This is a genomic window from Ktedonobacter racemifer DSM 44963 (assembly GCF_000178855.1).
Classification (GTDB): Bacteria; Chloroflexota; Ktedonobacteria; order Ktedonobacterales; family Ktedonobacteraceae; genus Ktedonobacter; species Ktedonobacter racemifer.
Genome location: NZ_ADVG01000002.1, coordinates 2,640,536 through 2,665,590 on the forward strand (window position 1 = coordinate 2,640,536; position 25,055 = coordinate 2,665,590).

23 protein-coding genes are annotated in these 25,055 nt (G+C 56.5%); 8 read left to right on the forward strand and 15 right to left on the reverse strand.

Going from position 1 to position 25,055, the window contains the following annotated elements; translation table 11 throughout:
• The first annotated feature begins 9 nt into the window (after positions 1-9).
• From KRAC_RS27735 to KRAC_RS27750, 4 genes are all read left to right on the forward strand, one after another.
• A complete protein-coding gene (locus KRAC_RS27735) occupies positions 10-1,176 on the forward strand; it encodes a hypothetical protein (RefSeq protein WP_007912995.1) in 1,167 nt (388 codons plus the stop codon).
• A gap of 12 nt (positions 1,177-1,188) precedes the next feature.
• A complete protein-coding gene (gene hisC, locus KRAC_RS27740; RefSeq protein ID WP_007912997.1) occupies positions 1,189-2,301 on the forward strand; it encodes a histidinol-phosphate transaminase in 1,113 nt (370 codons plus the stop codon).
• 306 nt (positions 2,302-2,607) lie between these two features.
• Complete coding sequence (eno, locus tag KRAC_RS27745) at positions 2,608-3,912, forward strand: phosphopyruvate hydratase (RefSeq protein WP_040445117.1); 1,305 nt, start codon at positions 2,608-2,610, stop codon at positions 3,910-3,912.
• A gap of 189 nt (positions 3,913-4,101) precedes the next feature.
• Positions 4,102-4,971, forward strand: a complete 870-nt coding sequence (locus KRAC_RS27750) for an alpha/beta fold hydrolase (RefSeq protein ID WP_007913000.1) — start codon at positions 4,102-4,104, stop codon at positions 4,969-4,971.
• A 141-nt stretch (positions 4,972-5,112) separates the two neighbouring features.
• Here the strand turns inward: KRAC_RS27750 and iscB are convergent, their stop codons facing one another.
• From iscB to KRAC_RS62640, 3 genes are all read right to left on the reverse strand, one after another.
• Complete coding sequence (iscB, locus tag KRAC_RS27755) at positions 5,113-6,438, reverse strand: RNA-guided endonuclease IscB (protein ID WP_007913002.1); 1,326 nt, start codon at positions 6,436-6,438, stop codon at positions 5,113-5,115.
• Positions 6,439-6,752: 314 nt separating this feature from the next.
• On the reverse strand, positions 6,753-7,037 hold the full coding sequence (locus tag KRAC_RS27760; protein WP_007913004.1) for a hypothetical protein: 285 nt from the start codon (positions 7,035-7,037) through the stop codon (positions 6,753-6,755).
• A gap of 26 nt (positions 7,038-7,063) precedes the next feature.
• Positions 7,064-7,834, reverse strand: a complete 771-nt coding sequence (locus KRAC_RS62640; protein ID WP_007913006.1) for a hypothetical protein — start codon at positions 7,832-7,834, stop codon at positions 7,064-7,066.
• Between the two features lie 427 nt (positions 7,835-8,261).
• On the opposite strand from KRAC_RS62640, the gene KRAC_RS27770 reads away from it, so the two are divergent.
• A complete protein-coding gene (locus KRAC_RS27770; RefSeq protein WP_007913007.1) occupies positions 8,262-9,092 on the forward strand; it encodes an XdhC family protein in 831 nt (276 codons plus the stop codon).
• A 28-nt stretch (positions 9,093-9,120) separates the two neighbouring features.
• Here the strand turns inward: KRAC_RS27770 and KRAC_RS27775 are convergent, their stop codons facing one another.
• Entirely contained in the window at positions 9,121-10,491 is a 1,371-nt protein-coding gene (locus KRAC_RS27775; protein ID WP_007913009.1) for a glycoside hydrolase family 18 protein, read from the reverse strand.
• 190 nt (positions 10,492-10,681) lie between these two features.
• A complete protein-coding gene (locus KRAC_RS27780; protein ID WP_007913010.1) occupies positions 10,682-11,626 on the reverse strand; it encodes an LLM class F420-dependent oxidoreductase in 945 nt (314 codons plus the stop codon).
• Positions 11,627-11,949: 323 nt separating this feature from the next.
• Here KRAC_RS27780 and KRAC_RS27785 point away from each other — a divergent pair, with 323 nt between their 5' ends.
• Complete coding sequence (locus KRAC_RS27785) at positions 11,950-12,768, forward strand: helix-turn-helix transcriptional regulator (protein WP_007913011.1); 819 nt, start codon at positions 11,950-11,952, stop codon at positions 12,766-12,768.
• Between the two features lie 97 nt (positions 12,769-12,865).
• Here KRAC_RS27785 and KRAC_RS27790 read toward each other — a convergent pair whose 3' ends face one another.
• The 9 genes from KRAC_RS27790 to KRAC_RS27825 form a co-directional block, all read right to left on the reverse strand.
• Positions 12,866-14,260, reverse strand: coding sequence for an MFS transporter (locus KRAC_RS27790; protein ID WP_007913012.1), 1,395 nt, complete (start codon positions 14,258-14,260; stop codon positions 12,866-12,868).
• Between the two features lies 1 nt (position 14,261).
• Positions 14,262-14,717 (reverse strand): carboxymuconolactone decarboxylase family protein, encoded by a 456-nt coding sequence (locus KRAC_RS27795; protein WP_007913013.1) that lies wholly within the window; start codon positions 14,715-14,717, stop codon positions 14,262-14,264.
• A gap of 69 nt (positions 14,718-14,786) precedes the next feature.
• Positions 14,787-15,233, reverse strand: coding sequence for a DoxX family protein (locus KRAC_RS27800; RefSeq protein WP_052568665.1), 447 nt, complete (start codon positions 15,231-15,233; stop codon positions 14,787-14,789).
• Positions 15,234-15,722: 489 nt separating this feature from the next.
• A complete protein-coding gene (locus tag KRAC_RS27805; protein WP_007913016.1) occupies positions 15,723-16,016 on the reverse strand; it encodes a hypothetical protein in 294 nt (97 codons plus the stop codon).
• A 33-nt stretch (positions 16,017-16,049) separates the two neighbouring features.
• Positions 16,050-16,202 carry a hypothetical protein gene (locus KRAC_RS71720; protein ID WP_007913017.1) on the reverse strand — a complete coding sequence of 51 codons (153 nt, stop codon included), beginning with the start codon at positions 16,200-16,202 and terminating at the stop codon, positions 16,050-16,052.
• A gap of 28 nt (positions 16,203-16,230) precedes the next feature.
• Complete coding sequence (locus KRAC_RS27810) at positions 16,231-16,992, reverse strand: SIR2 family NAD-dependent protein deacylase (RefSeq protein WP_007913018.1); 762 nt, start codon at positions 16,990-16,992, stop codon at positions 16,231-16,233.
• Between the two features lie 136 nt (positions 16,993-17,128).
• Positions 17,129-18,721, reverse strand: coding sequence for an ABC transporter ATP-binding protein (locus tag KRAC_RS27815; RefSeq protein WP_007913019.1), 1,593 nt, complete (start codon positions 18,719-18,721; stop codon positions 17,129-17,131).
• Between the two features lie 14 nt (positions 18,722-18,735).
• Entirely contained in the window at positions 18,736-19,680 is a 945-nt protein-coding gene (locus tag KRAC_RS27820; RefSeq protein WP_007913020.1) for an ABC transporter permease, read from the reverse strand.
• A gap of 2 nt (positions 19,681-19,682) precedes the next feature.
• Complete coding sequence (locus tag KRAC_RS27825) at positions 19,683-21,062, reverse strand: ABC transporter permease (protein WP_007913021.1); 1,380 nt, start codon at positions 21,060-21,062, stop codon at positions 19,683-19,685.
• A 352-nt stretch (positions 21,063-21,414) separates the two neighbouring features.
• Here KRAC_RS27825 and KRAC_RS27830 point away from each other — a divergent pair, with 352 nt between their 5' ends.
• Together KRAC_RS27830 and KRAC_RS27835 are read left to right on the forward strand one after the other, a co-directional pair.
• Complete coding sequence (locus KRAC_RS27830; RefSeq protein WP_007913022.1) at positions 21,415-22,629, forward strand: GAF domain-containing sensor histidine kinase; 1,215 nt, start codon at positions 21,415-21,417, stop codon at positions 22,627-22,629.
• 51 nt (positions 22,630-22,680) lie between these two features.
• Positions 22,681-23,343, forward strand: coding sequence for a response regulator (locus KRAC_RS27835; RefSeq protein WP_040444242.1), 663 nt, complete (start codon positions 22,681-22,683; stop codon positions 23,341-23,343).
• An 86-nt stretch (positions 23,344-23,429) separates the two neighbouring features.
• Here the strand turns inward: KRAC_RS27835 and rsgA are convergent, their stop codons facing one another.
• Positions 23,430-24,479 carry a ribosome small subunit-dependent GTPase A gene (rsgA, locus tag KRAC_RS27840; RefSeq protein WP_007913024.1) on the reverse strand — a complete coding sequence of 350 codons (1,050 nt, stop codon included), beginning with the start codon at positions 24,477-24,479 and terminating at the stop codon, positions 23,430-23,432.
• Positions 24,480-25,055 lie beyond the last annotated feature (576 nt).

The window sequence follows — 25,055 nt, forward strand, 5'->3', positions numbered from 1 at the left end:
GAGCGCATTTTGGAAGAGAGGAAAGGCAATAGCTGGCTAAAACGCATCCTGGATTTTGTGAATCCACTGCGCGATCCTAGCCTGATGGTCGCCGCAGTACTAACCTTCATAGAAGAAGCGGGAAATCGTGACCCCTGGTACATGATTGTCATTCTGGCGCTCGTAAACTGGTTAGCAGTGCGCGGTATTGTCTGGCTGGTCGTCAATTTTACATTTGCCTCAACGTTCCTGGTCCGCCGCTTCTGGTGGGCAATGAAACACCCCCGCCTGGCCTGGCGCATTCTGGATGCCGTAGGCCACGAAGAGATCGTGATTGGTGGCCTGCCCTCAGAGGGTGTGCTCCTGCAAGATGGAACCGCCATCATGGGACCCATGCTTGGTGCCAGTGGCATTCAAGTCATTGGTGAGCTCCCCGCAGGCACTGAGATTCCTATGCTTGGCTTTCCCAATCCCAATGGGCAGATGGGCCAGTTTACGACCGATGGTCAGAACATGCACACTCCTGGGTTCTTTCCCAGTGCTGGATCATTCGCGAATGTCAATGGTTTCGGCAATCAGGGCATGGGCAATAATAGTTTTGGTAATAATAATTACGTCAGCACGCAGAGCACGGATGGCTTACCGCGCAGCTTCCCTCAACGCTCATCTGAAGAGGAAGAGCGCCTGCGCCAACAACTGGCTACTTACTCGCGCCTCCTCGACGACTGGATTCAGTTTACCGAAGAGAAATGGCGCACAATTAGCGACGGCCAGCTTGGCTGGAAACCCCTCCGTGGCCGTTGGAGCGACTGGGACGATATCTTCCAGGATGTTTACGCCGCCAAAACCTCCGACCCCATGGCCGAGGCCGCGCAAGCCGCGGGTGCCGCGACATCTCGACGCTTTGACTCCTCTCGCGAAAAAGGGTCCGCCGCCTCAGCTGTCGCTTGCTTTATGCGTGATATGATGACACTGCGCCAGGGTCTGGATATCTTACAGGGTTCAACGGTTACAGCAAGTGAGTCTTCCAGCACCAATATCGAGCAGCAGCCGACGCCGGTCCCGCCGCTCAATCGCCCATTCGGAGGCATGAATAGTGGCAACCTGGGCGGTGGCACAACAGGCAGCTTTAGCCCGCGCAGCACTCTCATTCGCAGGCCCGCGCAGATCTTCGTCGACGCCGATTCAGAGAAGTAGGACTAGTCGTACATGTATACATACTCTTCTCCCCGTCTTGTTACGGTGCGCCCAGAGATGGATCGCCTGGCTCAATATGCTCCAGGCGAGTCTCTGGAGGCATTTAGCGAGCGCACAGGTATTCCCATAGAGGATATTATTAAACTTAATAGTAATGAAAGCTCCTATGAACCCGCACCTACAGTATTGCAAGCACTTAGCAATTTTAGAAACTATAATAATTATCCTGACGCGAACTCAACCGCTTTACGCAATTCACTCGCCGATTATACTGGTGTCGATGGACGCCATATCGTCGTGCATCATGGGAGCGCCGAGCTTATCAATCTCCTCTGGCACCTCTTTCTCTCGGTAGGAGATAACGTTCTCTGCTGCCCCCCAACCTTTTCACTCTATACCTCGGTCACGACCTTCTGTGGCGCGCATGTACTGGAGGTTCCCCGCAAGCCGGGCTATGAGCTTGATATCGATGCCATCCTCGATGCGCTCACTCCTGAAACCAAGCTCATTGTGCTGACTTCGCCCAATAACCCCACTGGCAACTCCATTTGCGAGCAAGATATATTGACGCTGCTCGATACAGGTCGCATTGTGATTGTGGACGAGGCATATGTGGAGTTCGCGGATAATCCTCACGGCTTCGCTTACCTGGTACCTCAGTATGAAAATCTGATCGTGATGCGCACTTTTAGTAAATGGGCCGGGTTAGCAGGACTCCGCATCGGCTATGCCCTGACCCCTGAGTGGATTCAGGCCTATATGCGCCGCGCACAGTGTCCCTTTGAGGTGAATGTCGCTGGTCATATCGGCGCGATTGAGACCCTCAAGGCCCTGGATTATACTCTGGATAACGTCCGACGCATTACGCAGGAGCGCGAGCGACTGTACGCCCTCCTGGACAGCTACTCCTTCCTTCATCCAGTACCCTCGCAGGGAAACTTTATCCTGATGCGCGTAGATGAAGACCAGGTGAGCGTGCGAGAGATTCGCGCTGCGGTTGAGGCCCATGGCATCCTGCTCCGCTACTTCTCGCAGCCAGAGATGCGCGACTTTATCCGCGTCACCGTGGGCAAGCCAGAGCACACCGATAAGATCGATAGCGCTCTACATAATCTCTTACCATAACACGGTACCTGCCTATGCTAGTGTCGAAGAGAGGTACATGGTTTATGCTCGCCCTCGGGTGAGCATAAACCATGTACCTCTCTTCGACACTAGAGGGATTGCTTGCCCACCCCCCTCTTCAGGATGTACAATAGCCACGGCGAGGGTGTATGGCACTTATTACATCCTGTACTGGTATGGCTATACTACCTATGTATGGTATAGCACAGCTTCGAGGGCCCCGCATGGCGCTATCATAGCAATGCAATAGATATCAAATCTTGTTTTCGTGGAGGATTTTGTAGTATGCCACTGAATACGGATGATCTGACAACAATTGAAGAGGTTACCGCGCACGAGATACTTGACTCGCGTGGCAATCCAACCGTTCAAGTTGAAGTGCTTCTGATGGGCGGAGCACATGGGATCGCAGCGGTTCCCTCGGGCGCGTCAACCGGCGCTCACGAAGCTGTCGAACTGCGCGATGGCGACAAGAGCCGTTATGGCGGCAAGGGAGTACTCAAGGCCGTTGAGAATGTTAACGACCAGATCAGCGACGCCCTTGTTGGCCTGGACGCCTCCGACCAGGTAATGATCGACGAGATCATGATCGAACTGGATGGAACCTCTAACAAAGGAAAACTGGGGGCGAACGCTCTCCTGGGCGTCTCTCTGGCCGTTGCCAAAGCCGCAGCCCAGGCCCATCAACAGCCGCTCTACCGCTACCTGGGAGGCGTCTCGGCTCGTACGCTACCTGTACCAATGCTCAATATTTTAAATGGCGGCAAGCACGCCGATAACTCGACCGACTTTCAGGAATACATGATCCTCCCCGTTGGCGCGCCATCCTTCCGCGAGGCCCTGCGCTGGGGCGCCGAGGTCTATCAGGGCCTGAAAAAGGTCCTGCATGGCAAGAAGTTCAATACCAATATCGGCGACGAGGGTGGCTTCGCACCTTCGCTCTCATCCAACCGCGAGGCTCTTGAGCTGATAGTCGACGCCATCGAGGCCGCAGGCTACAAACCAGGCGTGGATATCTTCCTGGGTATGGACACAGCCTCGACCGAACTCTATGAGAATGGCAAATATGTGCTCGCGCGCGAGGGTCGCACCCTCAACTCCAAAGAGATGATCGATCTCTATGAGCAGTGGATTGGCGAATATCCCATCGTTACCATCGAGGACGGCCTGGCAGAAGACGACTGGGAAGGCTGGTCCATGATGCGTCAGCGCCTGGGAGGTCGCGTCCAACTGGTAGGCGACGACCTGTTTGTCACCAACACCACCCGCCTCAAACGTGGCATCAGCGAGGGTTCGGCTAACTCCATCCTGGTCAAACTGAACCAGATCGGTACGCTGACTGAGACCCTGGAGGCCATCGAGATGGCCAAGCGTGCGGGCTATACCGCAGTCATCTCGCACCGCTCCGGCGAGACTGAGGATACGACAATTGCCGACCTGGTCGTGGCCACCAATGCCGGGCAGATCAAGACTGGCGCCCCCGCCCGCAGTGAGCGCGTCGCCAAGTACAACCGCCTGCTGGTAATCGAGGATGAGCTAGGGGCAGAGGCGGCTCGCTATGCTGGCTTTAACGCTTTCTACAACGTATCTGCTCTGTACGCCAAAGCCTAAGCACGCTATAGTATAGATAACCCGTGTGCAAAACCTTCATGGTTGGTGGTGTGATGCTCCCTGGTGACCATTGGCCACCAGGGAGCATCACACCACCAACCAGGGCGAGCGCCGCAGGCGCGAGAAGTCAAGTCAGGAACAACGCACACATATCACATAGATATCATTTATCCAATCAAGAGAGGACTTATGCCTACAAGATTCAATACCTCAAGGGAGCGGCGCACAGGGCGCGCTATCCATTACAAATATAGCTACATCGTCCAGAACGCCGAGCGTGGTCCCGAGGGGGCAATCGTGCTCCTGCATGACCTCCCCGCCGGCGCCTTCGCCTGGGAAGAGATCATGCCCCTGCTAGCTGGCCTGGGCCGCGCGGTCTACGCCTTCGACATGCTTGGCTACGGTCAGTCGGAGCATCCCTGGCCCGCCGATACCTCGGTCTGGGGACAGGCAGACGGCCTGGCCCTGCTCTTCAAAGACCTCAAATTGAATAATATCATCCTGGTCGGGCATGGCGTTGGCGGTGGCGTCGCGCAGATCCTGGCGACGCGCCTCTATCGCGAGCAGACCTCGGCCCTGGTCCTCCTGGATACGATTAGCTACCTCCACTCCTTCGACGAGAACTGGCCCATGTCCGAGATGAGCAAGCGCCAGGATTTTGACGCCCCTAAAGAGGCTTCAGTCGAGGATGTCGTACGCGATCTGCGTGAGACCCTGGGCAAGGGCGTGGTCAATGTCAAAGGCTTCGCCAACGTGATCGATAACTATATCGCGCCCTGGAACAGCGAAGTGGGCAAAGAGGTGCTCTACCAGCACATTCGCCTGCTCATCCCCTACTACACCAATGCCGTCTCCACCGACCTGGCAGTGCTCAACAAGCCAGTCCTCCTCATCTGGGGTGAGAAAGATCAGCAGATGCCGCTCACATATGCCGAGCGCCTGCACCGTGAGATTCCCCATTCCAGGCTGGCAATTATCCACAATGCCGGCCACCTGGTCAATTTCGACGCCCCCGAGGCCGTGGCCAAAGAGCTCGTCAATTTCGTCAATGGCCTGTAAATATCGTAGGTCAAAAAAGAGGGCGCAACCGTCAGGTTGCGCCCTCTTTTTTGACCTACGATATTTACAGAAATACGGGACAGGGAGCCCCGGTCTTTGCAAGCCGGGGGGAACCCCCATAGGGGGCATGGTGCCCGTTCCTTACGGGCTGGTTGGGGTTGGGGCAGCGTGCCGTGTCCCAACCTGGTAGGCGTAGCCAGTGCTGCGCCCAATTAGCCAACAAAAGCGGTGAGGCACATCGGTGACCTTGCCGTGCGCCGTCGTGATGGTAAAGTAGCCGCTGGCTTTCACCGCCACACGCCCCACGTGAGTACCCCAGCAGGCAAAGCGCTCGGGGACCACGGCTCGCACCAGATCCCCCATTTGATATCCAAAGTAGCGCTTGTGGCGCTTGCGGTGGCTGACCGGGAACCCCAGCGCATTGACGTTGCACAGCCGTCGGTGCCCACGCCCCGTCGCTTGCACGAGCAGGGGCACGACGTCCGCCGTGCGCAAGCGCTCAGGCGTGGAGGCTCCCACGACTGCCGCGTCGAGCCAATGCGTCTTGGGGAGGGCCCGTGTGGTTCGATTGTACTTGGTCAGGCCTCCAGAACCCGTTTCCACGGGCAACCCGGTCGCCTTGAGCCGCTCGAAGAGTTCCCAGCGCGTGACATTGACGGCCGCCGCAGCTGTGAGCGGGGTCTTCGCTTGCCTGAGAATGCGCTCCAAACGCACAGGATCGTGGGCGAGGAACACGCGAATATCCTGGGTGCCCTTCTTGCGGTTACAGGCTTCACACGCCAGAGTGAGGTTGGAGACCCGCTGGCTGCCCCCCTTGGCGCGCGCAACGATGTGTTCCAATTGAAGTGGGACGCCCGTTGATCCGCAGTACGCACATGCCCTTCCCCATTTCTCCAAGCAGTACTCCCGCACTTCATACCCAAAAAGGGTGCCCTGCTGATACTCGATGCCGGAGATGTCTGGGTACTCCATCTTCTGCAGGTCGAAACGCACCAGTTCCTGGGAGAGCGCGGTCACGTGAGCGATCCTGCTGATCCGCGTGACCCAGGTCAGGATGTTTTCCACCCGCGAGACAAGCGAGGGGGGCAGCCAGCCGGCTCTGCGCCTCCGGTTGGCAAAGCGCGGGGCGCGATAGCGGGTCTTGCGGGATCGGCGCCCCCGGCGCACCGTCCGGCGAGTGTCCAGGGCTTTTTTGATCGCAGCTCCCCGATGGGTGAGTTCGGCCGCCCAGACGACATCCCCGCCCGCATCGTCCACCAGCGCCAACCCCGTGGTGTGGGCGCCCGGATCGATCTTGAGCCGCAGCGGGGCGGGGGCAGGATGCTCGACCTCCCGCTTGAGGATGATGGTAAAGGGAGAGGTCCGATAGATGGCTGCCTTGCTGGCCTTGAGCAGCAGGCGGGCCCTCCCTGGATGGACCGGGGTCAGCGGCCGTTTCATGGTATCGAGAACAAAGACGTTGGACATGGGTGTTTCCTTGTTTGGTGCCCCGAAGGGCCTCCGTTTTCACGGGTAAAGCTCACCTCGACAACGTGTGCAAGCGGTTTGTTGGAAAGCGCACTGGCTTCTCCCTCTACACCTTTTAACGCTTCCCCGCAGAGGTTCAGGCTGGTGAAGCACCTGAACGTGCCTATGGACATCGGCTGTGCCGCATTCGCTTGCAACGGAGCCCGATGGGAGGAGCATGCTCCTCCCCTGGCTGAGTCTGCTCATGTCTCGGGCCTGCGAACGGCGCGAGCGCCCCTCGCAAGCCCCCGCATTCGATGCGGGGGTACATGACCCTACGAGGCTTTCCTACGTTGACGACGCTCCTTTGGGCGCTCCTCGCCCTGTGACACACACATAAGCTGCTGCGAAGTCCGCACAGCGGGCAGTGTGCTTCTGGCCTGCTGCTGCTCCACGAGATAGGACTCGGAACATCGGTTATACTCTTCGACAGCGAGCATATACGTGTTAAAGAGCCGCTCAAGGGTCGGGAGCGAGGCTCCCTGCTGCTCGGCAAGCGCCAGGTCATACCATTTCTGTTTCATACGCTTTTCGGCGTACTCGATATCGCTAGGAGTCATGTAGAATCAAGCTTTCTGGAGGATGGTTAGGACGCCTTTTTCTGTTGCTTCTGCGCCCTATACTCCTCCGTAAACTGCTGGAGCAACTGTTTCGCATTTAAGAAGGTCAGATTCGAGAGGTTATCTGGTTCTGGCTTCTCCAGATGCTGACAGAGCTTCTTAATGCTAGAAATCTGCTGCTCCGTCGCAGCCGCGTCAGGCGCTGGTTCACTCTTGCTCGCGCCTCCATTTGGGCCCTGCGCGTTCGCGCTCTGCTGCCCCTGACCGCTAAAGCGCCCATTAGCGGTGGCCGCAAAGCCACCCTGTGTGTGACTATTGCCATTGCTACCAGCATAGCTGCCATTCGTGGGCCGCTCTACGGGCGCATCGACAATGCGCTGCTCCTCGTTAAGTTCTGGCGCGAACTGCGTGCCATAGCCAAGCGCGGCCAACGCACGGCCAATAGAGCCCGACTCGGCCTTCTCGATGAAATCTGGAAAGTTCGCCGCGTTCTCCGACTTGGTCCCCATCGCCGATCCGCCCTTGCCATCATGGACAGTCGCACGGAAGATGGCCACGCCTTTGGCTGTCTTCACGACCTTCTCGCTACGCCGCTTCTCGGCGTTCCACACAAAGGCCTCAGCCTCGACATCCTTATCCAGGTCCAGGTGTACGATTTCGGTTTCGATTGTCCCCTGGGGGCACTCCTGGCGGAACCACACCAAACGCCACTTCACCTCCAGGTACTCCGATACGCCCTTCCCATTCTTAATATTTATCAGGTGTTCTCTAGGGTTAAATGTCTGGCCGTTACTCATTACTAACACTCCTATTAGATGATTAATCACGTTGTCGTCTCTGGGAAATATGCGCTTTGCCCAGTATGTACGCCTACTCAGTACAACTCTACTGTGCCATCCCTGACAGAAACACCCATTCACGTTCCGCTAAAATCTCGCCCCATTCAATCCATAACTTGAAAATTTGTTCTAATATTATAGAACAACCTGGAGCATGCTGTCAAGTTATGAAGATTGGTCACGAGAAGGCTGCTAGCATGGCTTGAACCCTATATCCACCTCGCCTATCGTAAGGAAGATTCTCGTTATCGTGCCACTATCATATTCTTTTCACGTAGGCCAAAAGAGGAAAATACTAGCGACCAGGAGGAGAGATTGTAGCCGATGTAATAGTATAATATCAGGATAAGTATTCAGCGATTGAGTAGTACGCGAGAGGTGGGCAATGACTGCCATTACTTTGTACAATGAGATTCAGGCGGCCCTGCGACGTGGTGAGCGCGTCGTCGTGGCCACAGTCGTGAAGACGATGGGTGCGGCCCCCTGCGAGATTGGCACCAAACTATTGATCGCGGCGGATGGCACACCCCAGGGGCGTATGGCGGGACCCGTCACAGATAAAAAGGTCGTCGATGAGGGGTTGAAGGCGCTGAGTGAGAATCACTCACACCTGGCGCATATTCATATCGATGCCGATAACGGCGAGTCAGTTGGCAGTTGTGGTGCGACGCTAGAGGTCTTTTTTGAGGTCCTACGCCCAGAGCCACGCCTGGTTATCGTAGGCGCGGGCTATGTGGCACAGGCCCTGGCGCGCCTGGCACATACGCTAGATTTCCGCATTGTCGTGGTGGACGACCGGCGCGACCTGGCCGATCCTCAGCTCTTTGGCGAGAAGGTGCAGCTCATCTTCGGCGATATCCCCGCGACCATCCAGGCCCTTGAACCCGATGAGTCGAGCTGGCTGGTGATCGTCACGCGCGGGCATCAACTGGATAGAGACGCCTTAAAGGCCGCGCTATCCACCCGGGCCGCCTATATCGGTATGATCGGGAGCACCAGCAAGGTCAAACAGATTTTTCATCGCCTGCGCGAAGAGGGCATCCCACGCAAGCAACTGGAACGCGTCCACGCCCCCATCGGCCTGGACCTGGGCGCGGAGACTCCCGATGAGATCGCGTTGAGCATCGCCGCGGAAATGGTGATGCTACGCCGCCAGGGAAGCGGCCTCTCGCTCAAAAACAAGCACAATCTTCTAGAGAATGAGGTGCTCGCCTGAGCACCTCATCTCACACGCCAGGAATAGACTAATCGTCTGAATCAGAGTGGAAGCCATTGTAGACCGTCGTGGTCAGGGTAGCCGAGCTATCGTCCCCATCCAGCGACCAGAACATCGCGCCAGCCAGGTCGTGGCTTTTCACATAATGGACCTTAGTAGCTACCGCCGTGGCGTCGTCAAACGACCAGAAGGTGGTGCCATCAAAGATCCAGGATGCCTTGGTAATGGGGTCACGATACGTAGGATAATTGAGCTGTGCCAGGACTTTGTAATCATTGATACCAGCCTCATACACGCCGGGCGCGGGCTGCATGTCTGGACTGCTCTGATAGAGTCCATGGTTCTGATTTGGTACATTCGTCCAACCGTGACCATAGAAGGGAATACCGACCACCAATTTTTCTTCCTCAAAGCCCGCTCTCAAGTAGGCACGCACAGTGTTATCGACGCTGTACGCATTTGTGGGAGCAGGGGAGGGATCCTTATGGCTGCTATAGAGCGGGGCAGCAAAATCGGTTGGTCCCTGGGCATCCCATGCCCCATGCAGATCATAGGTCATCAGGTTAGCCCAGTTCAGGGAATGACCAATCTTATTTAGCTCGATCTTCTGATACTTATCCGGGCCAGCAGGCAAAGCAGCCGATAAGAGATAGCGCTTCCCGGTCTGCTTGCTTAAGGCATCAAGCTGATGACGGAACTCGGCCAGCAGGGCCGTAAAGTTCTGCGTATCCTCGGGCCGATAAACGTTACCAGTGTTACCAGGCGCGGCTGGATACTCCCAGTCAATGTCAATACCATCGAAGACGCCAGCCCCCGCGCCATTGGCGGATGGCAAATTGCCCTTGATATAGAGATCGATGCAGGACTGGACAAAGGCTGCCCGGTTCTGAGGTAGTGCCGCGTCCGAGAAGAGCGCGGACCAGCTCCAACCGCCAATCGAGATCATGGTCTGGAGACCGGGATGCAAGGCTTTCAGCTCCTTGAGCTGATTAAAGTTGCCCCGCAAGGGATCGGACCAGCTATCAGCCTGGCCGTTCACGGCCTCGGTGGCGGCGAATGGTCTGTCAGTATCCGCCCAGCTATCCCCAAGCTGACACTTAAGATCGCTACTGATGTTGCTAAAGGCATAGTTAATGGTCGTCAGCTTGCCAGCCTGACCATTAACATCTACGTTATGCAAATTATAGTTGCGTCCATAGATGCTCCAGGCCGTGAAATAACCCACAATACGCTTGCTCGCGGGAGCTGGCGCGGCGAACATGTCATCGCCACTCTTAGCAGCAGAGAACGTCTGTGCATAAGCCTTGCCACCACCATTGAGCAGGGTAAAAGCACAGAGATAGAAGAGAAGGAGAAAGAGGGTGCCTCCCAGCACCAGGGGTCGACGAGAGTGCGTCATACAGCTCTCCTTTCTGGCAATCATTGCCAGCACATTTTAAATACGCTTTTTGGGACCTATACCCGAACGATATATTCTAAAAGAAACATTACCCACTTCCCATGGCTTTGTCAAGACATCTAGACCACTAGACCTTATAAATAAAATTGCAGGGTCCATGCCGGCATGGACCCTGCAATAACTATATTGCTTAGGCGATGAACTCTTGAGCGAAGAAGCGCAAGGTGTCCAGTTGCAAGACCTCTGAGGAGAATCCAAGGATGACTTCCTGGACACCAGCTTCCTCCAACTCAGCAAGCTGGCGGCGAATGGTATCCAGGCTGCCAATCAAGGCGCCTGCTGCTACCGGCCTGCCCAGGAGCGTGGCGGGGAATTTCGCCCTGGCCTGCTCGTCGGTCTCGCCAATGGCACATAGGCAGGTAATCGTGCGATGAATACTTTCATAATCGCGCCCGACCGTTTTGCAATGCTCTTTGAGCACGGCCAGTTTTCGCTTGATGGCTTCTAGATCGCCGCTCAGGTTGCATGCATCAGCGTATTGCGCGACCAGCTTGAGCGTCACTTTTTCACCGCCACCTCCAATGAGCAGGGGGATATGCGGCTTTTGCACGCCTTTGGGCTGATTGATAGCTCCGCGTACCTGGTAGTATTTCCCCTCGAAGGCGGCTTCCTCCTGAGTCCACATGGCTCGAATAACCTGCACAGCCTCTCGTAGGTACCGCAGGCGCTCAGGTGCCTCGGGATAGTCATATCCATAAGCACGATACTCATGCTCAAACCAGCCCGCACCGATACCAAAGTTGAGCCGTCCATGCGAGAGCACATCGACGGTACTGGCCATTTTCGCAAGCAAGGCAGGGTTACGATAGCCATTGCAGGTGACCAACTGGCCTACGCGTATACGCGTCGTGTCGCGCGCAAGGGCCGCGGTGGTGGTCCAGCATTCAAAGGTGAACTCCTGGGATGGGCGTGGGATGGTATGAAAGTGATCAACAAGCCAGGCAGATACAAAACCCACTTCTTCAGCAACCTGAGCCACGCGCGTCATTGCTTCATAGGCTTCGACTGGATCCTTAATTCCCACCAGTTCCATTGCCCAGCCTTGCGGCAGGGATACACCAAACTTCAGAGACATAGAATAATTTCCTCGCTTCTAGCAAACATTTACAGAGCTTCCAATGCTCTTCTGACTCTCACCTCGGTCCTCCACGCCATCCCTCTGACTCTCACCTCGGTTCGCCAGTCTTCAGGGGTAAGGGTGTGTGCGTAAAAAACGGCTTTGCTGTTTTTTACGCACACACCCTTACCGCGAGCGCCGCAGGTGCGAAGGTTCTCTTGAGGAAAAGAAGCTAGGCCCTGTTGACGCAGGCGCCTGGCTTGACTATACTCTGTTGCTGATGCCAGGAACAGGGTTTCTTGATCATAGGTCTCTCACCACCAGGATAAGGAGCAACCGATATGCATGAGCGTGAACGCCGTCAGACCCTTGCCACTTTTTTACGCCAGCGGCGGATGCACCTTTCGCCCACCGATGTGGGACTGCCGCCTGGTATCCGCCGTCGCACGCCAGGACTGCGCCGAGAAGAGGTTGCACAGCTTGCCAATATTGGCACCTCCTGGTACGTCTGGCTGGAGCAGGGACGCGATGTGCATCCCTCGGCCCAGGTTCTTGAGAGTATCGCCCAGGCGCTCAAGCTGACCTCAAATGAACGTCGGCACCTCTTTGTGCTCGCTGGGCAACCACTGCCGACTCCGCTTTCTCCTACACACGAGAGTGTCAGTCCGGCGCTCCAACAAGTACTTGACGATCTCGATCCGACTCCCGCGTATGTCATGGGCCGCCGGTATGATTATTTAGCCTGGAATAAAGCTGCTGACACCATCTTCTCCATTTCAAACGCAACCTCCACATACACACGCAACCTGGTATGGCGCCTCTTCACCAGCCCCACGATGCGGGCACGCTCAAATTGGGAGGCGATTGCGCGAGGCACATTGGCGGAGTTCCGGGCGGCTAGCGCGCGCTATCCCGATGATCCCTATTTCGAGGAGTTAATTGAGGATTTGAAGCAGGTAAGTCCCGAGTTTTGCCAGTGGTGGCCCCACCATGATGTACGGAGCGCACTGGACGGTCCCAAGGTCATAGAGCATTCAACCCTGGGCATTCTAGAGTTTGAGCATTTCACCTTGCAGATGCTCGGTAGTGCTGATATCAGGGTCATAATCTACACACCTAATAGCCGGACCCGAGCAATCCTGCAAAGCCTTAACATTTGAAACCTCGCCACGGATGCCTCTCGTTTTATTTCCTTTGTCTCCGTCGTGGGATCGAAAATACCTCTCTTCCCACTCTCAAGACGAGCGCTCCCCTCTCTTACTCACCTGGTCGAGCTTCCTCTTTTGCGCCCAGGCTGTGCATCGTTGGTGATAAGAAGCCGCCTACCCCGGCTAACACACATGCAATGCCAGAAAGACCAATAACCAGTGCGGGAGAGAGGTATTGCAAAAGGAATCCACCTATCAACGCCCCAAATGGAGCAGCCGCAGTCGTCAAGGCAAGGCGCGCACCGAAGACCTGTCCCCTCATCGCAGGCGGGATGAGTCGCTGCAAAAGAGCGGTTTCTATGGGCATATACGGAGCCCAGGAGCAGGCTCCCAGAGCGAGACAAAGAAGTGCAAGGGGCAACGAATGGACAACCATCAGTGGGCAAAGGAATCCTCCCCAAAGGATGGCGATCAGCGGTTGGCTCATCCCTGGCCGCACCCTCGCGGCAACGAAACCCGTGAACAACGTGCCAACCAACGCTCCTACCCCGAAACCAGTCCAGAGCAAGCCATACCCCTGGGCTCCGGCATGCAGCATCCTCTCACTGTAGAGCGGCAGAGCTGCTTCCAGTGGACCATACGAGAAAAAGAAGATTACTGATAAGCTTGTGAGGAGGAGAATCTCCTTTTTACGGAAGATCAGATCAAAGCCACCCAACCATTTTGTCTTTCCCAGAGACGCTTCTTTGAGCGTGTGACTAGCGATGGGAGGAAGCGAAAAGACGAGGAGCCCCATGAGGAGGAAACTCACTGCGTCAATCAACAAGGCGAAGGCCCCTCCTACCTGAGTGACCACAATTCCAGCAAGTGCAGGACCAAGAAGCGACGCAAATTGCAAACTGGTTGAAGAAAGCGCATTTGCTCGCGGAAGCTCATCCTCTGAAACAAGATGTGGCAAGATGACGCGAACACCCGCTCCCGTCGCGGGAGAGAGCGCTCCTGCAAGCAATGCCAGGGCATAGATATGCCACAACTGCAAGATACCCAACCAGGAGAGAACAGGAAGAGCCCCGATCAGGAGCGCGCGTGTACAGTTATCTATCCCCATCACAAGACGAGGCTGCCAGCGATCCAACATCGTTCCAAGCAACGGTCCTGTCAGCATGCCAGGGAGTTGAAAGCACAGCAGAACCAGGCTGATCGCCACCCCTGACCCGGTGAGTTGTAAGACAAACCAGAGCAACGCAATGGTCGTGAACTGATCGCCCACATAAGAAATGCTTAACCCCAGCCATAATCGCAGAAAGGCACTGGAACGCAATGGACTACGAGCCACAGAGAACTTGAAGAAACTGAACACAAAACCCCCTTGACATGATACGGCACCGAACGTCCGAGATGGGAAGATGAACGCGTGTATCGAAGAAATCTGTAACGACGGAGTTAAAATCGGCGCGAATCTCAAATCGGCGCGAATCGCGCCGATTTGAGATTCATCATTCACATTACCACTTCTGGCCCGCCACCTGCCTGGTGGTGGCGTTGAGGCGGTTGAAGAGGTTGGTCGTGGCGATCATGAGAATGATGGCGGCCAGCCCCTGCTCGTCGTAGTGGCAGGCGGCCTCGTTCCAGATCGAGTCTGGGACCGGGTCAGTCCGGTCGGCGAGGCGAGTGGCGGCCTCGGCGAGCGCGAGCGCAGCGCGTTCGGCGTCGGTGAAGTAGGGTGTCTCGCGCCAGGCTGCCACGGCGAAGAGCCGCTCATCTGTTTCGCCTGCCTTTTTGGCGCTGCGTGAGCCTGAGTCAACACAGGCACTACAGCCATTGATCTGGCTCGTGCGCAGGTGGACAAGCTCAAGCGTCTGCTGCGGTACGCCGCCCTTTCTCGTGGCTTTGAGCAGGGTGAGTATGGCATTCATGGCATCAGGAAGAATCGTTGCTGGATTGCTCATTCGTGCTTGCATGATGGATTTCTTCTCCTTATGGGTATCTTTGTTGTACATAGATAGATGATGCTGAACCGGGATGCTGGTTTACGCACGTTTCAGAATGCTACAGGTACCATCAGTCAGTTTCCCAAGTGTGCGGCTTTGTGGTCGAAGCGCCCAGGAAGCGGCTATGAGAAGAACTACGGAACCGGTCGCGATGAGATGGGATACACCATCACCGACAACGGAGTGAGAGATAAAGGCGCCAGTCATGTTAAAGAACATGCCGGCATATGCCCATTCCTTGAGCCGGGGAAAGCGCGGCACAACGAGGGCTATGGTCCCAAGTACCTTCCATATCCCGATGATCGTCAAAAGGTAGAGTGGGTAACCAAGGATCGTGTGCGTCTCCAGAGTTCCCCACTGATGCGTCAACTCTCCCACAGCTTCCGAGAACATCACGAACATAAGGAGCGCAGTGGTCACCCAATAAGCTATCACTTTTCCTTTTATTTTCATCATAGGGATACTCATTGATGCTCTCTGTTCCATGTTGTTTTCCTTCTCCTGATAGTGTGTGGCTGTCTCCACACTGCTAAAAGTTCTATTCATACGAGATGTACTCTTTTTGTTGTAATCCACCTGTCTCTGTTGAGATGATGCTGCATCGGGATGATCAGTATTCCGCATTCGCATCTCTGGCGCCCACTTCACTTCCGTTCAACGGAAGCCGGCCTCCATGTCCTCTCAGTGGATTTCCCCCGTCACTTCTCTGACAGAACGAGGCGAGGAAATGTGACCGAAGCCTCTTCTCTCTTTGTGGTTCTCCTATGCCAAAGAATAGCGTATGGACTGTGTATTGACAGTCGCCAAAAGTCTACCTCAAGGGAGAATATTGAAAAGGGGAAGACGCAGATGTTGGGGAGGAAAACGCTTAGAGTAGAGAGTAGGCGCGTGCCTACGCAATCGCCTGGGTGCGATTTTCTGCTCCCAGTTTCAAGATAAGACTGCCGACATATTTCTTGACAATTGAAAGTTGGATCACCAAATCTCTGCGATCTGCTGGTTGGAGGCTTCCTCGGCCAGCAGGCACAAGGGATTCCAGGCATCCGGGGAGAAGGTAGTTTGCGCCGCCCACGCTGAGTCCTCGGTCAGATTCGCCTCCGCCAGCCACAATTTGATGCGCAGAACGATGACCCAGGGAGCATGATGGGCAAACCCACCTTGCTCAAACAGGGCTTTGAATTGGTGCAGGGCCTCTTCGGCAACCGAGAGATCTCCTCTTGCCAACCCAAGCTGCGCTGAGAAAGTCTCCCCTACGGCCAGCAATTGCATCTGTTGCCAGTTCTGCTCAAGACGCCGCAAAAGCTAGAGCCAGTCAGAGGCCTCTTCCAGCCGATTCCAGGCGTAGGAGATAACGAACAGGCAATAATACAGATGCCCTTCCCATAGGATATGCGCACCAATCTGTTCGGCCATGGCAAGGGCTGACAGTGCTTCCTGAGCAAGGAGTAGAGGCATTTGTGAGTAACCTGCAAAGCCTTGACGCTTAGACCTCGCCCTGCCAGGCCTGGCGCACTAGCTCCGGCAGGGTCTGCCCGGCAGGTCCATTGAGCTGGTAGAGGTCAGGCGAGGCCAGCGGCTCGACTTCAAGATTGAGAACGACAATGGTGGCCCCAGCCCGGCGCGCGACCTCGGTCAGTGAAGCAGCTGGCTCCACAAGGCCCGAGGTGCCGATAGAGAAGAAGAGATCACAGAAGATCGCGGCCTCAAGCGCCTGCTCAAAGGTCTCCTCCGGCAGCGATTCCCCGAACCAGACCACGTCTGGTCGCAACAGGCCACCACAGCGAGGACAATGAGGTGGCACCTCGCCATTCGCCGACCAGGACTCCACCAGCGTATCCTCTTCAAAGCACCTGGTGCGCGCGATATTGCCATGCAGTTCCAGCACGTTCCTGCTGCCCGCTCGCTGGTGCAAACCATCGATGTTCTGGGTGATAAGCGTAAAGGTCGCGGCATGGCGCTCAATGGCCGCCAGGGCCGCGTGCCCTGGATTGGGCTGAGCCAGGCCCATCAGCTCGCGCCGGTGCGCATACCACTCCCAGACCAGTTTAGGGTTGCGCTGGAAGGCCTCAGGAGTCGCCAGGTCCTCCGGGCGAAACTTCTCCCAGAGACCCGTCTGGGGATCGCGAAAGGTTGGAAGGCCACTCTCAGCGGAGATGCCCGCCCCCGTCAGGACAGCGACATTCTTCGCGCCACGCACCGCCTCCACCAACCCCTGGGGAATAGAGACCGCAGCTTGCTCACTCATAATTCATCTCTTCTTTCTTACGAAAATCAGCTCGCCTCTCTCTTAATATTACCAGCAAAATAAGGACAAAAACAGATAGAGGGTGTATGGGTACGCACTGGCTCCGCCAGTGCGTACCCATACACCCTCTATCTGTTTAATTCTCTTCGTGGTGACCGCCACCGGTCATGAGTACGCCGAGTTCCTCCTCAGTGATCTCTGGTCCGACGATGTCTACGATTCGCCCTTCGTACATGACTGCGATGCGGTCAGAGAGGGAGCGGATCTCATCCAGCTCGGCTGAGATCAGGAGCACGGCCTTACCGGCATCACGCTGCTCAATCAGGCGGCGATGAATAAACTCGATGGCACCAATATCGACGCCACGCGTAGGCTGGGCCGCGATCAGGGCCTCGGGATTGCTCGCAAGCTCACGCGCGATGATCACCTTCTGCTGGTTACCACCGGAGAGCGCTCTGGCGGGGATATCAACCGATGGCGTACGCACGTCGAAGTCCGCGACCAGCTTGCGCGCCGCCTCGCGAATCTTGCCCAGCGAGAGCAAGAACTTGCCACGTGCGAACTCGGGCCAGCGCTGGCGGCCCAGGATGATGTTGTCGCTGATCGACTCGCTGAGCACCAGGCCGCTCTCGCGCCGGTCTTCGGGAATATGCGCCAGGCCCATCAAGCGCTCATCGTCGGCGTGCATATTGGTCAGGTCAACGGTCTTGCCCGCCTTCCCCTCTTTGACCGGAGTGATGGTGATCTGACCCGAGGTCGCCTTGCGCATGCCAGAGATAACCTCGATCAGCTCAGACTGGCCGTTGCCCTCGACGCCCGCGATGCCCAGGATCTCGCCTGAGCGTACCTCGAAGTTGATATCATACAACACATCAAGGCCCAGGTCGGACTTCGCGCAGAGGTCCTTCGTTTGCAGCACCACTGGTCCCGGCTGGGCAGGCGTTTTCTCCACCCGCAGCAGTACGTCGCGGCCAACCATCATACGCGCGATCTCGCGCCGGTTGGTGTCCCGCGTCACCAGGCTGCCAGCGTTCTTGCCCCGGCGCAAGACCGTGATGGTATCGGTCAGATCCAGGACTTCGCGCAGCTTGTGGGTAATGAAGATGATGGTCTTGCCCTGCTTGACCAGGCCACGCAGCACACCAAAGAGTTCATCCGTCTCCTGGGGCGTGAGCACGCCCGTTGGCTCGTCCATGATCAGGATGTCCGCGCCTCGCGCCAGGACCTTGAGGATCTCTACGCGCTGCTGCAAACCTACCGAGAGGTCTTTGATCTTGGCGTCGGGATCAATGGGCAGGCCGTACTGATCGCTCAAGCGTTTCAGCTCGGCGTGCGCTTGCTTTAGATTCAAAGTGCCAGCCACACCACCAGGTTCGCGCCCAAGAATGATATTCTCTGCCACCGTCAGGGGTGGGATGAGCATAAAGTGCTGGTGCACCATGCCAATCCCCAGGCGAATAGCATCACGCGGCCCGTGGATGGAGACCGGTTTGCCGTTGACCAGGATCTCTCCGCTGTCAGGCCGAATCAGACCATAGAGGATATTCATCATGGTCGATTTTCCCGCGCCATTCTCGCCCATGAGGGCATGAATCTCGCCCTGGCGCACTTGCAGGTTGACATGATCGTTGGCGATCACGCCGGGCCAGACCTTGGAGATCTCACGCATCTCTACCGCGTAGGGAGCGTTACTCTCGCCCACGGGTTGTATAAGCGTGCTTTCTTGCATAACTCTTTAACCTCCTATTCCGTGCCTGGCTCGTAAGGAACGCCATCGGCAGCTGGTGGAATCGTGCGACCGACCAGGCCAACGAGGGCGAACAGCGTCAGGATGTAGGGCAGCGTGCTCAACAGGTTAGGATCAATGCCCGGTCCCTGTAGGCGTGAGACCAGCGCCTCGCCCAGGCCAAAGACGACACACGCGCCCGCGGTCCCCCACGGGGTCCATTTGCCGAAGATCATCGCTGCCAGCGCGATAAAGCCTGTGCCAGCCGTCATATTGGAGGTAAAGACGCCAGCAATGCCCAGCGAGAGATAGGCGCCCGCCAGGCCAGCGAAGGCGCCGCTGGCACCCACGCAGATGTAGCGCATCAAGCGTACATTGACGCCCGCTGTATCCGCGGCATGGGGATGCTCACCGACCGCGCGAATACGCAGGCCAAAGTTGGTATGGAAGAGCAGGAACTGCGTCGCGAACAGGATCACCACGGCGACATAGAAGATAATATTCTGTTGCAGGAAGACGGGACCGATAAAGGGAATGTTGGAGAGCGGACCAAGCGAGACCTGGGGCAGGCGCAGCGAATCATTCAGTGAAGGCACGCCCTGGCCCGCCGTCTGGATAAAGACGATATAGTTGGTCAACCCCAGCGCGAACAGGTTGATCGCGATACCGCTGACGACCTGGTTGGCCTTGAAGTTAATCGAGACCAGCGCATGAATCAGGGAGATCAGCGTGGCCGCGACAATCGCGCCCACGACGCCTAGCAGCACGTTATTGGTCGCACGCGCCACCATGACACCCGCGCATGCCCCGGTCAGCATCATGCCTTCCATAGCGATATTGGTGATACCGCTGCGCTCTGAGATCACGCCACCCAGCGCGGGCAACAGCAGGAGGGCAGCGAACTGAAGCGTCGCGGCCCACAGGTCGCTTGAACGCAGCACACTCAAGATTAAGCCAAGCATTACTAACGACCCTCCTCAATGGGATTTGATGGGCGCTCCTCGGAGTGGATGCTCTCGACAGGAATCCCCTCGTGCTTTGTCATCACCGCGTCCGACGCGCCAGGCTCGACTTCGTGCAAGGTATCGTTCTCAATCACGATCAGGGGATTGCCTACGATGGGACCCGCCAGCGGAACCTCAATCGCAGGCACGGCCGCGCGCCTGGAACGGCGACGGAAGGCACGTGTAATCGCGGGCAGGAACTCGGAAGCGATACTAAAGAGCACCAGCGCCTGAATGACATACACCATGTCGCCAGGAATCTTGGCAAAGAGCTGCATCGTGGTTCCACCCTGGCGCAGGCCACCAAAGAGGAGGGCGCTCAAGAGGATACCCACGCCCGTGGTCCGCCCGAGCAGCGAGACGCCAATCGCATCAAAGCCGGTCGGGTCAATCGCAAATGTCGAGCCAAACAATTGATACGGAGGCTGACCCATGAGGTGGATCGCGCCCGCCAGGCCAGAGAAGGCACCGGACAGCGCCATCACCAGGAACATATTGCGCTTGGTGCGGATACCCGCATATTGCGCGGCCCTGGGATTCTGCCCAATGACGCGAATTTCATAGCCGAAGGCGGTCCGGCTCGTAAGGAACCAGTAAAAGATGAGAACGACAAGCGCAATTAGCAAGCCGACATCGGTAAGATACTGCTCAGGATTGGTAATCTGAGGCAAGAACTGGCCCAGCGTATTATTATAGGTCGTGGCCAGGAAGGGAAGTTGCGCCTGAGTTGGCAGAGACGGCGTCTGCGTCGCCTGGTGAGGAGCCTTGTAGGGGCCAGAGATGAGATAGTCGGTTACATAGAAAGCTATCCAATTGAGCATGATCGTGGTCACCACTTCGTGCGCGCCACGCCAGGCTTTAAGCAGGCCGACAATACCACCCCAGATACCACCAGCGACAATGCTTCCCAGCAGCATCAGTGGCACAAGCACGATGCCCGGGAGGGTGGGAAAGGTATAGGCGATAATACCCGCGGTCATGGCTCCAACAGCGAGCTGGCCCGCGGCACCAATGTTAAATAGGCCAGCCCGGTACGCAATAGCGACAGAGAGACCAGTCAGTATCAAGGGACCTACGCGCACAAGAGTATAGGAGAGACTCTGTGGATCGCCAAAGGAGCCCTGAAAAAGGTACTGATAACCGCTCAAGACGGTATTCAGTCGATCATCAAACGTGCCCGAGGTCGTCGCCATGATAAAGATACCGCCGACAATCAACGCCAGCAGCACCGCGAAGAGGGGACGACTCAGAGCAATCCAGATTCTATACAACCAACCGAGAAAATTCGACGCCGAAGAAGGTGTACTCTTCGCTTCGCGCCGACCTGGTGGCACGGCCATAAGGCTTCCTCCGAAACAGGAGACGGCATGATGCGCCGCCAACAAATTGTAAGTCAGGAATGTATATCGACAATCAGGAATGCATATCGACAATTATGATAACATTAGCAATGGAGATAACACAAGCATAGATCTGGGGTGGCAAAGAGACGCAACATGGCATAACGAGAACTAGCTCTACTGTTTCCAGAGAGCCAGCAGCGCATCATCTTGTGATTCTAACGAGATAGCAGGCACCTGCTCGACACCCTCACCCAGCGGTGTTATACTTCTCTTAGCGCTGAGAATCTTCTATCAAGTGCGCTCCTACCAACTAACCGTAATGGCTATATCTTTCTCCTGCGTGTGAGCAATGACACAAGAACCATTTGAGAAACAACCAGTCGAAACTCCTTCGCTGCTACATAATAACCGTGACCTGGCGGTGCTCTATGATATTGCGAGCTACCTGAATCATAGTATCGATGTTCACGAAGCCCTCCAGGAGGTCCTGGTCCGTGTCACGGACCTGCTCGGGCTACGCACGGGCTGGGTCTGGCTGCTAAATGAATGGGGCAGTACCTATCTCGCGGCCTCACAAGATCTCCCGCCCTACCTGGCGGACCACCCTGAGCGCATGACAGGCTCCTGTCAATGCCTCGATACCTTCTTAGGTGGCGAGCTTTCGGGTGCCTCAAATATCGACGTGCTACGTTGTAGCCGCTTAAAGAACGCGGAACGCAACAGCGATCCCTCGGCGCTTGGCCTACGCTTTCATGCCAGCATCCCTATTTACGCTGGCGATACGCGCATCGGCGTTCTCAATGTCGCCAGCGAAGATTGGCGCGAGCTACAGCCAGAAGAGCTGCAACTGCTACACATCATCGGCGACCAGATCGGCCTGGCAATCCAGCGAGCACGCATCTCGTCGCAACACATGCGCGCCGCGGCTCGCCTTGCAACCATCGAGGAGCGCAACCGCCTGGCCCGTGAGATTCATGACACGATTGCCCAGGGCCTGGCCGCGGTCACCCTGCAACTGGAGACCGCCGACGCCCTCGCCGAGAGCAAACCCCAACGGGCACACGAGGCCTTGCAGCGCGCGCTCCGCCTGGCTCGCGGCAACCTGGAGGAGGCACGACGCTCAGTGATGGATCTGCGTGCCGCGCCACTTCAGGGACGCACCCTGCCCGAAGCCCTTGAGGCCCTGGTCCATGAGGAGAAGGCGCACGAAGAGCAGGCGCCGCGCGCGCTGGTTAGTTTCCGGTATGCGCCAGAGGCGCTCTTTCCGCCGCTCCCAGCAAGCGTGGAGTCTGGTCTCTACCGCATTGCGCAGGAGGCGCTCAACAACGCCCATCGACATGCGCAGGCCACGCATATTTACCTGGAGCTGACCGCCAACGAGCACCAGGTTCAGTTAAGCATCAAAGATGATGGTCAGGGCTTCGACCTCGACACGCTTGCCACCCAGGAGGGGCACTTTGGACTCAAAGGCATAGGCGAGCGCGTCAAGCTTCTCAATGGCACGCTCTGCCTTGAAAGCGATCCCGGCCAGGGAGCACATCTCTATATCGCGGTCCCATACTAACGGGAAGAGTCCATGCTTGCATGGACTAACATGAAGAGAAAGGCACAGACAATGATCCATATATTGCTGGCAGACGATCATCCTATCGTACGCGAGGGATTGCGCGCGGTACTGGAGACCCAGCCCGACTTTGAGGTCATCTCAGAATGTGCCAGCGGCGACGAGGTCATCCGCCAGGCCGAGCTCCTCAAGCCAGATATCTTGCTCTTAGACCTGGAAATGCCCATCATGGACGGAGTCGAGGCCATCAAGCAGCTTCGCCAGCGTCGGCAGAATGCGCGTATCATTGTCTTTACCGCCTTTGATACAGATGAACGCATCATTCACGCCATCCAGGCGGGCGCAGATGGCTATCTGCTCAAAGGCTCGCCCCGCGATGAGATCTTCAAGGCCATCCGCCTGGCTATGGAGGGAGGCTCGCTCCTCCAGCCTCTCGTCGCCTCTAAGCTGCTGCGGCACATGGGCCAGCGCGAACGCGAGAACAACTACCGGACCCTGCAAGGCATTCCCCGGGTTGAAGAGCTCACCGAGCGCGAGCTGGAGGTGCTGCGCCTCCTGGCTCAGGGCATGCCTAATAAAGAGATAGCCTCCCATCTCGTCATCAGCGAGCGCACCGCCAAATTTCACGTCAGCTCCATCATGAGCAAGCTAGGCGCGACCAACCGCACCGAAGCCGTCGCCCTCGCCGCCCAACGCGGATTGATAGAGTTGTAAAGAAGCACGCTGTGGTGATGGGCTCTGCCGAAGGCAGAGCCCATCACCACAGCGTGCTTCTTTACAACATTGATACTGAATTTGGCCTAGCGTTCGTCTCCGTTGTAGATGCGAATATAACTACGATAGCGGTGCGTATCAATCACATCATCCTCAACGGCCTGAATAATAGCACAGCCCTCTTCGTCGATATGGTTACAATCGTTAAAGACGCATTCGCCCAGGTAGGAGCGAAACTCGACAAAGCAGCGCGGAAGATCCTCTGGCGAGACATCCCAGGCGGCGAGGGCGCGAATACCCGCCGAGTCCGCCAGCCAGCCACCAGAAGAAAGCGGGTAGAGCTGCGAGCCGGTCGTCGTATGCCGACCCTTGCCCGTCGCCTCGCTAATCAGACCCGTACGGATCGCCATCTCTGGCTCGATAGCGTTCACCAGCGACGATTTACCCACGCCTGAAGGCCCGGTAAAGAGAGTAGTGCGATCCTGCAAGATCGTACGCAACTCTACTATTCCCTGTCCATCTTGCGCACTGGTCCAGATGACGGGATAGTCCAGCTTGGCGTAGAGATCAGCAGCCTCATCAACACGCGAAGAATGAGGAAGATCGGCCTTATTAAGACAGATGATGGCGCGAAGTTGCGCCGCCTCACAGATGACGAGGTAGCGATCCAGAAAAGCGAAATGCGGCTCTGGCTGGGCCACCGACAGCACGATAATCACCTGGTCAAGGTTTGCCAGCAGTGTCTGCGGAATCGCTTTACGTTCCGTTGAGCCAGCGTCCAGGCGCGAGAGCTCGCTCTGGCGCGGCAGAATCTCTTCGATCAGGCCTGTACTCTCATCAAGCTTGCGCAGCCTGACATAATCGCCTGGCGAGAGGCGTGACTGAATAGGATTTTCGGGTTCAAGTGCGGGTTTATTATTTTTCTCACGTTCACGTTCGGCGCGTCGCAACTGATACTCATTCAGCTTGCGCCCTTTGGCGACAGCCTGGGTGCTCTGCGACTGGACGCGTGCGAAGGCTTTCTTTAATTTTCCGCGCAGCGTACAACGAAAGACGCCTGTGTCAGTGTGAACGTCATAGATGCCATGTGCTCCATTGAGCACAACACCGGTAAGCAAAGCCGGATCATCAATCAAGCTGTTCCCTCCCAAGGAATTGCAGAAAAACGGCAGCCATACTGCCAGGCAGACATAGCCATCTCTTGAAGAGAGGCATGTTGCACTGGTTCATTGATAGAAGAATGGCGCGCTACAAACAACGGCATGAAGGTGTCTGCCACGTGGGAGGGAGTGTCGACCTCTCAACTGGGGAAGCACTACGTTGAGAGCCTTTTCCAGTCAACCCATGGCCTCCTTATGCGAAAACCAACCCCTTTCGGGGGCGGCTAGCGCTCACGCGCTCAGGTTTTCGGAGAGGCATGACCGGAAGCGATACAGACAGGCAATACTAGCGTGCGCCAGGTACCTGCTGAACCAGGAGAATCAAGGGAACCTGGCGGGCGAAAGACTGTCTGTAACACTCGCCTCATGCCGGACAGACAAGGTGCATTCAAGCACACAGTAACAGATCTTGTGCTTTTGCATAGAACTGCACCTCCTTTAAACTGGCCAGGCCAGAATTTGAACGAACGGTTCCTCGTACTCCAAGCATACTCGGAACAAATCGTTTTTGTCAACGTTCGCTCTTCTCATTATCGGCATTTCGCCAAAATT

Excerpts from the sequence above, each read along its gene's own strand:
- KRAC_RS27775 (WP_007913009.1), bottom strand. The coding sequence starts at position 10,491 with ATGACGCACTCTCGTCGACCCCTGGTGCTGGGAGGCACCCTCTTTCTC.
- KRAC_RS27785 (WP_007913011.1), top strand. The coding sequence starts at position 11,950 with ATGCATGAGCGTGAACGCCGTCAGACCCTTGCCACTTTTTTACGCCAG.
- KRAC_RS27820 (WP_007913020.1), bottom strand. The coding sequence starts at position 19,680 with ATGCTTGGCTTAATCTTGAGTGTGCTGCGTTCAAGCGACCTGTGGGCC.
- KRAC_RS27825 (WP_007913021.1), bottom strand. The coding sequence starts at position 21,062 with ATGGCCGTGCCACCAGGTCGGCGCGAAGCGAAGAGTACACCTTCTTCG.
- KRAC_RS27750 (WP_007913000.1), top strand. The coding sequence starts at position 4,102 with ATGCCTACAAGATTCAATACCTCAAGGGAGCGGCGCACAGGGCGCGCT.
- KRAC_RS27815 (WP_007913019.1), bottom strand. The coding sequence starts at position 18,721 with ATGCAAGAAAGCACGCTTATACAACCCGTGGGCGAGAGTAACGCTCCC.
- KRAC_RS27770 (WP_007913007.1), top strand. The coding sequence starts at position 8,262 with ATGACTGCCATTACTTTGTACAATGAGATTCAGGCGGCCCTGCGACGT.
- KRAC_RS27835 (WP_040444242.1), top strand. The coding sequence starts at position 22,681 with ATGATCCATATATTGCTGGCAGACGATCATCCTATCGTACGCGAGGGA.
- KRAC_RS27805 (WP_007913016.1), bottom strand. The coding sequence starts at position 16,016 with ATGCAATTGCTGGCCGTAGGGGAGACTTTCTCAGCGCAGCTTGGGTTG.
- KRAC_RS27760 (WP_007913004.1), bottom strand. The coding sequence starts at position 7,037 with ATGACTCCTAGCGATATCGAGTACGCCGAAAAGCGTATGAAACAGAAA.
- hisC (WP_007912997.1), top strand. The coding sequence starts at position 1,189 with ATGTATACATACTCTTCTCCCCGTCTTGTTACGGTGCGCCCAGAGATG.
- KRAC_RS27780 (WP_007913010.1), bottom strand. The coding sequence starts at position 11,626 with ATGTCTCTGAAGTTTGGTGTATCCCTGCCGCAAGGCTGGGCAATGGAA.
- KRAC_RS27800 (WP_052568665.1), bottom strand. The coding sequence starts at position 15,233 with ATGGAACAGAGAGCATCAATGAGTATCCCTATGATGAAAATAAAAGGA.
- iscB (WP_007913002.1), bottom strand. The coding sequence starts at position 6,438 with ATGTCCAACGTCTTTGTTCTCGATACCATGAAACGGCCGCTGACCCCG.
- KRAC_RS27830 (WP_007913022.1), top strand. The coding sequence starts at position 21,415 with ATGACACAAGAACCATTTGAGAAACAACCAGTCGAAACTCCTTCGCTG.
- KRAC_RS71720 (WP_007913017.1), bottom strand. The coding sequence starts at position 16,202 with ATGCCTCTACTCCTTGCTCAGGAAGCACTGTCAGCCCTTGCCATGGCC.
- KRAC_RS27810 (WP_007913018.1), bottom strand. The coding sequence starts at position 16,992 with ATGAGTGAGCAAGCTGCGGTCTCTATTCCCCAGGGGTTGGTGGAGGCG.
- KRAC_RS62640 (WP_007913006.1), bottom strand. The coding sequence starts at position 7,834 with ATGAGTAACGGCCAGACATTTAACCCTAGAGAACACCTGATAAATATT.
- KRAC_RS27795 (WP_007913013.1), bottom strand. The coding sequence starts at position 14,717 with ATGCAAGCACGAATGAGCAATCCAGCAACGATTCTTCCTGATGCCATG.